This window comes from Corallococcus terminator (assembly GCF_003611635.1).
Taxonomy (GTDB): Bacteria; Myxococcota; Myxococcia; order Myxococcales; family Myxococcaceae; genus Corallococcus; species Corallococcus terminator.
In genome coordinates, this window is sequence record NZ_RAVZ01000376.1 from 1 (window position 1) to 8809 (window position 8809).

Genomic DNA, 8809 nt, shown 5'->3' on the forward strand with positions numbered 1-8809 from the left:
CTCCCACCCCTTTCATCAGCATCCCCGTTGAAGAGCCGCTGGACGTCGACGGTGACGATGGAGAGTTCCGCCTCATCCAGACCGGCTCCTCCCTCGCCATGGTGGGCGTCGACGACGACACGCTCCAGGGCTACATCAGCTCGTCCACCGTCGCCTACCTCAGCCGCACCTCGGGGAATCCGAGCCGGTTGGACCCCTGGACCCATTTCACCATCGAGAAAGACTCGTCGCAGTCCGCCCTCGCCTTCGAAACCGAGAAGCGCATCGGTGTGGTCTCGCTCGGCGACCTCGTCTACATCTTCTGGATTGACACCCAGAACAACGCCTTGTGCGCGGTCCGCATCGTCCCCGGAAGCACCCGCTCCAAGACGGACTGGTGTCAGCTCTCGCTGCCGGCCGCCACAGCCGGTGCCAGCAAGACGACCGCGAAGGTCTTTTCCAAGGGCGTATCGGCCTGCGCCGGCAAGGGCGAGACGGAGATTCTCGTCAACTACCTCGTCTGGGACTCGGCGCACAACGCGCTGCAGGTCTGCCACCTCGTCCTGGATGTCAACGATTACAATCCCATCACCAACGACTGGTCTCCCGTGGTGGCGCCCTGGTACACGACGGCCCCCGCGACCAGCCCCAGCCAGACGTCCTCGAACCTCTCGAACCTCGACCTGCGCACCATCCTCGTCACCCAGCCGGGGGCCATCACCACCAGCCCTTCCGTCAATTGTGTCATCGCGGCGCTGTGGGACGAGAACCACGCCACCACGACCACGTTCTCCTGGACGCTGGACACCGCGTGCCACGCGAACGCGACTCCCGCGCACTCGCCCATGCTCCTGTCGTGGCCTTCATCGGTCAAGAGCCGCAAGGCCTCGGGCATGAGCCTGGCGGTGGACCCCGCTGGACGGCTCGTCGCCCTGTTCGGCGACACCAACGCCAGTCATCAAATCTCCATCGCCGTGATTCCAGACATCCGGCCGCTGCGCCAGCTTGATTCCTCGGCCGCCCCCACCTGGACGGAGTTCGGCAAAATCTTCACCTCGACGACCGAGGACACGGAGGGGCCGCTCTCGCTGTGCTTCTCGGTCGGTCTGGTCCCCGAGACGTCGAGCGAGGATTCAGCCACCCTCCCCATCATCATGGGGCTCGCCTGGGTCCGCTGCTCGAATTCGCCGGGCTCGCCCATCCAGATGTCGTCCCTGAAGTATGGCGACTTCAAGGTCCAGACGATGCTCCACGCCCCGACCCAGCAGAACGCCGGCAAGCGCGTGCTGACGGCGATTTGCGACCCGTTCCCCATGCCTCTCCCGGCGCCAGAGGTCTGGGGGAATGCCAGCCCCGACGGCATGGCCGACTGGAACCTGTTTGACTATGAGATGAACACCACTCAGGAAGATATCGTCCTGAATGAAATCAACCTCTCCGCGAGCCTGGGAATCCAGTACTCCTCGAGGGATACGGCCGCCACTGGAGCGTTCGGAGGCTACAAGACGGGAGTCGCTTGGGGCATCAGCGCGAAGGCTGGAGCCTCCGGACGCTTCGCGTGGCAGGACGGGAAGTTCACGGCCCAGAGCATCAAGGTGGCGACGAAGGCCTACCGTCATCCGTACTTCCCGCTCGATGACGCGTCTCCCTACCTGGTCCGTCCCTACGGGTGCTACTTCGGACGGTCCCTGTTCTGGCTGCGCTCCCAGTACGGGACGGCGACGAATCTCAACTTCAACCACGACGCCAACTTCAGCCCGGCGCCCCTGGTCGTGGCCCACTGGCCGGTCGTCTCGGACGACGCCGATGAGACCGTGGCGGGCGACTTCTTCACCTATGCCTGCACGCCGGGCATGGTCGACTCCTATACAGCGGAGGCGATCAACGACCGCATGTTCAAGCTGTATACCGAATGCGTGAAGAGGCTGGGGACCGCTGGCAAGACACCGGCGGAGATTCAGCAGATTTTCACGGCTCCGGATGGGACCGACCTCAGCACGTTCTACACGGGGCACAACTACGTCACGGCTGTCATCGAGAAGTACGGCACCAAGACGGACCTCAACGGTCAGAAGTACCTCAAGTTCGCCATGAGCGGCAGCTCGGTCTGCGACGGCCAGTACCGGGTGTCGAGCGGAACGACCACGGGCTTCGGCGTCCACCTGGACGTCAACGTCTATGCGGGGTTCGTCGAGACGGCGGAGATTGGCAGTGAGGACGGCCTCGCCGCCTCGGGGGAGACGTACCTGGGTGGAACGTTTGACTTCTCCTTCTCCTTCACGCGCGATTCGACGAGCAACGCCTCCAGCGGCGTGGGCCTCTACACGTATCTGAATACGCTTGCGCCGACGCAATCCATGTCGGCCCGGCTGTACTTCCTCAAGGAGGCGTATCTGTGGGCGCTCGAGCTGAAGTACTTCCCGGCCATCGCGCGGGATTGGTACCTCCAGTCCTTGAGCAATGCGCAGGCCCAAGGGGAGTTCACGTCCCCGGTGGCGCAGCCCAACCTGGGCATGCTGGCCGGCACCACGTCGGCGGACGATTTGCTGCTCTATGAGCAGTCACTGCCCACACGCTTCCTGTTCGTCGTCACCGGGTGGGACCAGGGGCCGAGCGCGAACACGCCCATCAATGTGCCCAGGGATTTGCCGGGTGGATACGACATCTCCACCTTCAATGCCGGAGTCAACAACAACGCGACCTTCAACCTGCCAGGGCCCTGCGATGTGGCCTATGGCGCGAATGGGAAATACCGCTTCATCGCGGGGCTGACGGGCGCCGTCACCTTCAACACCGCCACCTTCGGCGACCCGGGGTCTGGCACCACGAACAAGGGCTACTACCGGCAGGTCGGCTACCCCAACCGGACCCAGTACAACGTCCCGCAGGACTTCGACCGGGTCGGCGGCGAGGGGGCGACGGTGAACGTGGGAGACGAGCCGACGACGGTGGCGTTCGGAACCGGCACGAGTTGGAACGTGGTCGGCGGGGTGTCGGGGAGAATCACCGCCTCGGATAACGTGTTCGGGGACCCCGCGATTGGCTCAAGCAAGGAGCTTCGAGTCCTGCGGGGGTAGTACTTCCCGGGTCAACGGGCGTCTGGGTGTTTGAACAAGCCCCGTCTGGGGAGTCCCTCGCAGGGAGGGTTCCCCCGGACGACCACATGGGGGAAGTCTGAGCGGACACGTCGTACCCAGGTGAACAGTCAGCGCGTCTTCATCCTGATGGACGATGAAAACAGTCGGAACGCAAGCTGGGCCAGCCCGTGGGTGGGGGCCTTCAGGTCCGTCTCCGACACCTTGCTGGAGTTCTGCAAGGTCGATGGCGCGCGGTTCCGCCGACTCACAGAGCTACAAATATCACTACGCGGTGCTCAAGCTGGATCAGAACTGCCCGGTGGGCGCGGTGCCCTTCCACCGGTCCTTCGACAACGAGGACTTCGCCAATCACAATACCAACAGCCAGAACATCTGGCCGAACGCGCAGGGCCAGAATGGCACCCACCTGCAGTTCTGTCTGTTCCGCAAGGATTCGAATGCCGCCGGCAATCAGGGGGTGCGCCACATGAACGCATTCCCGGATCTGGGCAGCCCCTATGGCGTCTTCTTGGACCCGGACTTCGATGCACAGTTCCTGGTGCCGGGCGTGCCCAGGGGCGTGATCCACACGGACGACGAGGACTCGAGCAACAGGAACACCTTCTGGGCCCCCACCCCCAGCATTGACTGGGAGGCAAGGCGCATCGTGCTCTCGGACGGCAACACCAGCCTGTATACGGGCAAGGTGCGCAACTGAGCACGGGGGCCCCAGGCCGCGGCATCCCCTGGGGCCCCCGCAGGGATCCACCCGACTCCCGCGCGTTCCATCCTCCGCTGCCGACCACGACGAACGAGGGATCGGCGGGGCACTCCTCTGTCCAGGAGGGTAGCCACACCCGACCTTGCCTTCACACCCGCGGGGCCTTGGTTTTGAGTGGATGGATTGGCTCGTGGGGACATGGATGATCGATAATCCCGCGCATGACTCGGCACCGCATCCACACGGGAACGGACATCGCGTGCGTGGGCATCTGGGATGCCGGGCTGCCTCCATCGAAGCGCTCCATCGAAGGAAAGGCGCTGGAGGCGAGCGCTGCACGCGGCGAGCTGCTCCCCATCTACACCCACGCGGACGGCAGCTACATCCTCCAGATCCACGTCGATGAGCCTTTTGTTCCGCCCCCTTCGCAACAGTTCGAGACGCTCGGGCGCGAGTTCGGGCTCCACCTCGGTTCGGGAACCGCGATTGCCGGGGGATGCGAGGACTTTCGCAGTCCCCGCCCTCAAATCACTTCCGTGGAGGACCAGTTCCACGTCGAGCCCTCCTGGTATCGCGTCAGGGTTCACCTCAACCAGATGGACGGCCCCGAACACGAGGAGCGCGCCCACCAGGAAGCACGGCAGACCCTCACTCCCGAGGAGTTCGCGCGGTACACGCGATTGGGGAAGTCCCGCCGTGTGGGCTGCCTCCTCGCGGGGGTGGCGGTGAGCGCCGTCATGGCCGCCGTCTTCTTCCGAAACGGGCTCGCCCTCGGTGCGCTTGTCACGCTCATGGCTGGCGCGATGGGGTGGATGTTCCTGCGCTTCAAGCGGGACGGCTACGCCGCCCTGCACCTGCGCTACCAACGCGCACTCGATGCGGCCGTTCCGCCGGACATCGTCCTGGAGCTGTACCGCGCGGAGGGCCCCCTACCGGGGGGCTCCGTGGCCCTGGAGGGACAACCCTTTTCCTGACGCCAGGCATGTGCGCGCTCACGCGTTGCCACAGGAGGTGGGTGGCCTGCGAGCGCGCGCCCTTGCCACGCGGTGTCATGAGGACCTTCCGGCGGGGGGCCGGTGGGCTAGAGTCCGGTGGCACGCAGACGCAGCCCGTCCGTGCGAGGAAAGGTGGCGGAGGCGTGAGGCTCGCCGGATTCGTGATCCACGGAAACAACCAGGACACCCTGCCCCGGTGCCTGGAAGGCCTGTTGTCGGTCTGCGACGAGGTCGTCGCCCTGGACTCCCTGTCCACGGACGGCTCCACGGAGATTGCCCGGCGGATGGGGGCTCGCTCCGTGTCGATGGCCTGGGCGGGCTATGGCGCCGCTCGGGCCGCGGCCATCGCGGCGCTGGAGCCCTCCGACTACGTCTTCTTCCTCGACTCCGACGAATACCTGGGCGCGGAGGCCATCCAGGCCATCCGGACCTGGAAGGAGAGCCAACCCCAGGAAGTCGTCTACCGCCTGCCCCGGCACGACTGGGCGGAGGTGGACGGCCATCGCTTCCTGTACCGCACGGAGTGGCGCGCGCGCCTCATTCGCAGGGAGGTCGCGGTCTGGCGTCCGGAGATGATCGTCCACGAAGCGCTGCCACGCATGCGCGCGGGGCGGCTTCAGGCCCCCATTGAACACCGGTTCGCCACGTCCCTCTCCCTGCGCTCCGCCAAGGAGCACCGCTATGCGCTGCTCTGGGCGGTCATGGCGCTCGCGGAGGGTCGCAGGTCCAAGCCCGCGCTGCTCCAGCGCCCCGCGCATCTCATCCGGGACGGCCTGCTGCATGGAGCGCTGTGGCGCGGCGGGTGGACGGCGCTGAAGCTCGCATGGGTGGTGGCCGGCTACCACGCGGCCAAGTACCGCTACCTGCGCGACCTGCGACAGGGACGTCATCCGGAGCTGGTCCAGGCCTTCCAGGAGCGCCGCTACGGCGAGCTGTTCCAGCGGGTCCAGACCGTGGACCTCGCCCCCTGACGGAGGCAGCGACTCCAGCCGCGCCCGCGGTTGGAGCTCCGCATGCTGGACTTCTTGTCCTGCGACTCAGTCGTCGTGAATGTCTTCCTTTGGGACGTTGGTGTGCGTCGTCACCCACGACTGCTCCGCCGGTGACGTCCCCGTCGGACGGCCAGCCCACGAGCCGCCTGAGTGCCTGCGCGGTGGGCTTCCATCATTCCACTCCGGCCTCCCCTTGGATCGTCTACGCTGAAACCGATCCGGAAAGGTCGGTGCTCGTCCCATGCGTGGTGGTCGTGACCTCTCGCCAGTGCTCCTCGTCGGTGCCGGGACGGGCGAAGCCACGTGCGGCATCCTCTACCTGGCGAGCTACCTGCGGCGCGGCGGGATTGAAGCCTTCGTGCGGCTGTACGACGGGGACGAAACCGACGCGGAGGTGGTGCGCTCCTTCGAGAGCCTCGTCACCCGCGTGCGCCCCAAGCTGGTGGGCATCAGCCTGAAGTGGTTCCACCACGTGGACCGCGCGCTGCTCATCGCCCGCACCCTGCGCGAAATCGACCCCAGCATCCGCATCGTCGTGGGCGGCAACTCCGCGTCGTACTGGTGGCGGGAGTTGAGCACCGTGGACTGCATCGACCACATCGTGCTGGGCGACGGCGAGAAGCCCCTGCTGGCCATCTGCCAGGGCGACCCCACCCCTCCCAACTGCGTGAGCCGGAACGCTGAAGGAAAGCCCCGCAGGCTTCCGCTGGCGTACGTGCAGGGCGCCAACAACACCGAGGACATCTACTACTCGCACTTCAACGAGCTCTTCCTGAGCCAGATGGACCGCAACTCCTTCTCCGGCTGGGTCGCGCCCGGCAAGGGGTGCGGCGAGAACTGCCTCTACTGCGGCGGGGCCCGCGGCAACCAGAAGGCGGCCTTCGGGCGCGCGAAGCCGTTCCTGCGCTCCGAGGAGAGCGTGCGCCGCGACCATCAGGAGATCGCCGGCCGGACCTGGCAGATGCGCTACGACTTCGCCGGAAGCACGGCGGAGTTCCTGGGCAGCACCTGGGCCGGGGTCGACCTCTCGCGCCACTGCTGCACGTACTTCCTCTGGGGCGTCCCCAAGCTCGAACTCGTCGAAGCGCTGGCCCGGACGTTCCAACGCATCTACATGGTGCTCGACATCGGCTGTTTCTCCGAACAGCAGCGCCTGGAACAGATGGGCAAGGGGCTGCTCAAGCCCTGCGCGAAGGACCAGGAGCTGCTCGAAGTCATTGAAGCCTCCCGCCGCCATCCGAACCTGGAGATTGAAATCTCCGGCATCGGCGGCCTCCCCTTCGCGAGCCAGGCCACGCTCGCGGAAGAGGTCCGGCTGGTGGAGCGCATCATCGACCTCGACTGCGTGATTGGCTACCAGCGGCTGGAAGCCCAACCCGGAGCCCTGGTCACCGAACACCCCGCGCGGTTCGACATGGTGTCCGAAGCGCGCACGTTCACGGAGTTCCTCGACTACTTCGAGCGGCGCGAGCCCGGCGACGTGTCCGTGCCGATGATCCGCTTCAAGGACACCGCGCTCGAAGCGGCCGTGCAGCGCACCTCCGACCGCGTGGATGCCCTGGCGTGGAAGCACCGGGATGCCCGCAAGCACCTGGACATCAACGGACGCACGCGGCTTCTCAACACCGCCCCCTCCAAGCAGCAGTTCACGCTCGGGGACTGGTTGGGCGCCCACCGGGCCCCGGCCAAGGTGTCCCAGGAGCCCGTGACCGTGATGCGCTCGGTGGATGGCATCACCCTGAGCTGCGCCCCTTCCGTCAGCCCCCGCAAGTTCTCGGACCCGACGCTCGCGCAGGGCCAGGACGGGGCCATCCTGCTCGCCGCCCTGGCCACCTTCGAGCGCCCCACCACCGTCTCCAGCGCGGTGACGCAACTGGGCACGAAGGCGCGGCTGGATCCGCACTCCGCCCGGGAAGTCATCGACCATCTGGTGGAAGGCCGCTTCCTCCAGCCCGCGTAAGACACCGACGTCTATTTTCCAGCAACGCCCGCTCCCTCCAGGAGGAGGGCGTTGATGGACAGACACCCCGCCGTCCCCGGGCGCGGGGTGTGGTGCATGGCCACGACTCCATACGTTGGAGCCGCTTCTGCTCAGCGCAGAGCAAGGGGAACCATGCGCCTCCCGCCGCCGAGCCTTGCCTTGTGGTTGTGTCTGGTCATCGTGCAGGGATGTCGTACGCGCCCCGAGACCCCTCCTGCCCCAACGCCCGCCGCGAAGGTCGCCACGACCCGACCGCTCGACCAGGCGACAGCGGAAGCCCTCGACATCGAGTTCGGGCGTCCCCAGGCCACGGCCTGCAACTGCTTCGCCGCCGACCCCTCCGCCACGGATGGCGGAGCCTGTGCCACGCCGCGATTCGGCGCGTACCTGCTCGCACTGACGTGGGCGCCGAACTTCTGCTCGGGCCATCCGGACAAGGAGCAATGCCGGCAGCTCAAGGGGAGCTTCGCCGCGACACACCTCACGATTCATGGACTGTGGCCCCAGTTCACTGACGCGGAGGAGCAGCAGCAGCGATGCGCCTACCCGGCCTACTGCGGCGGCCTCTGCGAATGTCGGAGCCGCAATGCACCCTCGCACTGCTTCCCCGACCCCTCCACGATTCCAGACACCATGGGCACCTACGGCCCCGGATTCGTCACGGACAACTTCTTCCTCGCCAACCACGAGTGGCCCAAACACGGAAGCTGCACGGGGATGGATGCCAGGAGCTACTTCTCCAGCAGCATCGACGCCCTGCTGTCGCTCCCGGGCGACCAGGGGACACCCGCGCTGCTGCGCGACAACATCGGGGGCGGCGTGCCCCTGTCGGAGCTGCGCTCGGCGTTTGGTGCGGAGGACAGCGTGGCCTTCGGCTGCGACCCGCGCTGCAACCTCTCGGCGGTGACCGTGTGCTTCGGCGTGGGCGACCAGGGGCGCCCGACGACGCGCATCCCCTGCCCGAGGAACGTGACGGACAGCAGTAGCAACAGTTGCGTGGGAGATCCCCAGCGGCCCCGCTGCCCCACCGTGTCGCTCCAGGCCGTGTCGTCGGGCGGTGGCGG

6 protein-coding genes and 1 pseudogene are annotated in these 8809 nt (G+C 66.5%); all 7 read left to right on the forward strand.

Features of this window, described 5'->3' with window-relative positions; genetic code table 11:
- Positions 1-3056, forward strand: a 3056-nt coding sequence (locus D7V88_RS43280) for a hypothetical protein (RefSeq protein WP_158625227.1), incomplete at its 5' end; no start/stop codon positions are given.
- A 147-nt stretch (positions 3057-3203) separates the two neighbouring features.
- Positions 3204-3266 (forward strand): annotated as a pseudogene (locus D7V88_RS45750) (hypothetical protein); the annotation flags it as partial.
- Positions 3267-3300: 34 nt separating this feature from the next.
- Positions 3301-3774, forward strand: coding sequence for a hypothetical protein (locus tag D7V88_RS35125; RefSeq protein ID WP_120544965.1), 474 nt, complete (start codon positions 3301-3303; stop codon positions 3772-3774).
- Between the two features lie 224 nt (positions 3775-3998).
- Positions 3999-4751, forward strand: a complete 753-nt coding sequence (locus D7V88_RS35130; RefSeq protein WP_120544966.1) for a hypothetical protein — start codon at positions 3999-4001, stop codon at positions 4749-4751.
- 164 nt (positions 4752-4915) lie between these two features.
- A complete protein-coding gene (locus D7V88_RS35135; protein WP_120544967.1) occupies positions 4916-5743 on the forward strand; it encodes a glycosyltransferase in 828 nt (275 codons plus the stop codon).
- A 262-nt stretch (positions 5744-6005) separates the two neighbouring features.
- The gene (locus tag D7V88_RS35140; RefSeq protein WP_120544968.1) at positions 6006-7724 is read left to right on the forward strand and encodes a B12-binding domain-containing radical SAM protein; all 1719 of its coding nucleotides are present in this window, start codon (positions 6006-6008) and stop codon (positions 7722-7724) included.
- Positions 7725-7877: 153 nt separating this feature from the next.
- The coding region (locus D7V88_RS35145; RefSeq protein WP_208726656.1) for a ribonuclease T2 family protein at positions 7878-8809 on the forward strand (932 nt) is incomplete at its 3' end.

What these genes read in the sequence shown, in the direction of transcription:
- D7V88_RS35125 (WP_120544965.1), top strand. Translation starts at nt 3,301, where the DNA reads ATGGCGCGCGGTTCCGCCGACTCACAGAGCTACAAATATCACTACGCG.
- D7V88_RS35130 (WP_120544966.1), top strand. Translation starts at nt 3,999, where the DNA reads ATGACTCGGCACCGCATCCACACGGGAACGGACATCGCGTGCGTGGGC.
- D7V88_RS35140 (WP_120544968.1), top strand. Translation starts at nt 6,006, where the DNA reads ATGCGTGGTGGTCGTGACCTCTCGCCAGTGCTCCTCGTCGGTGCCGGG.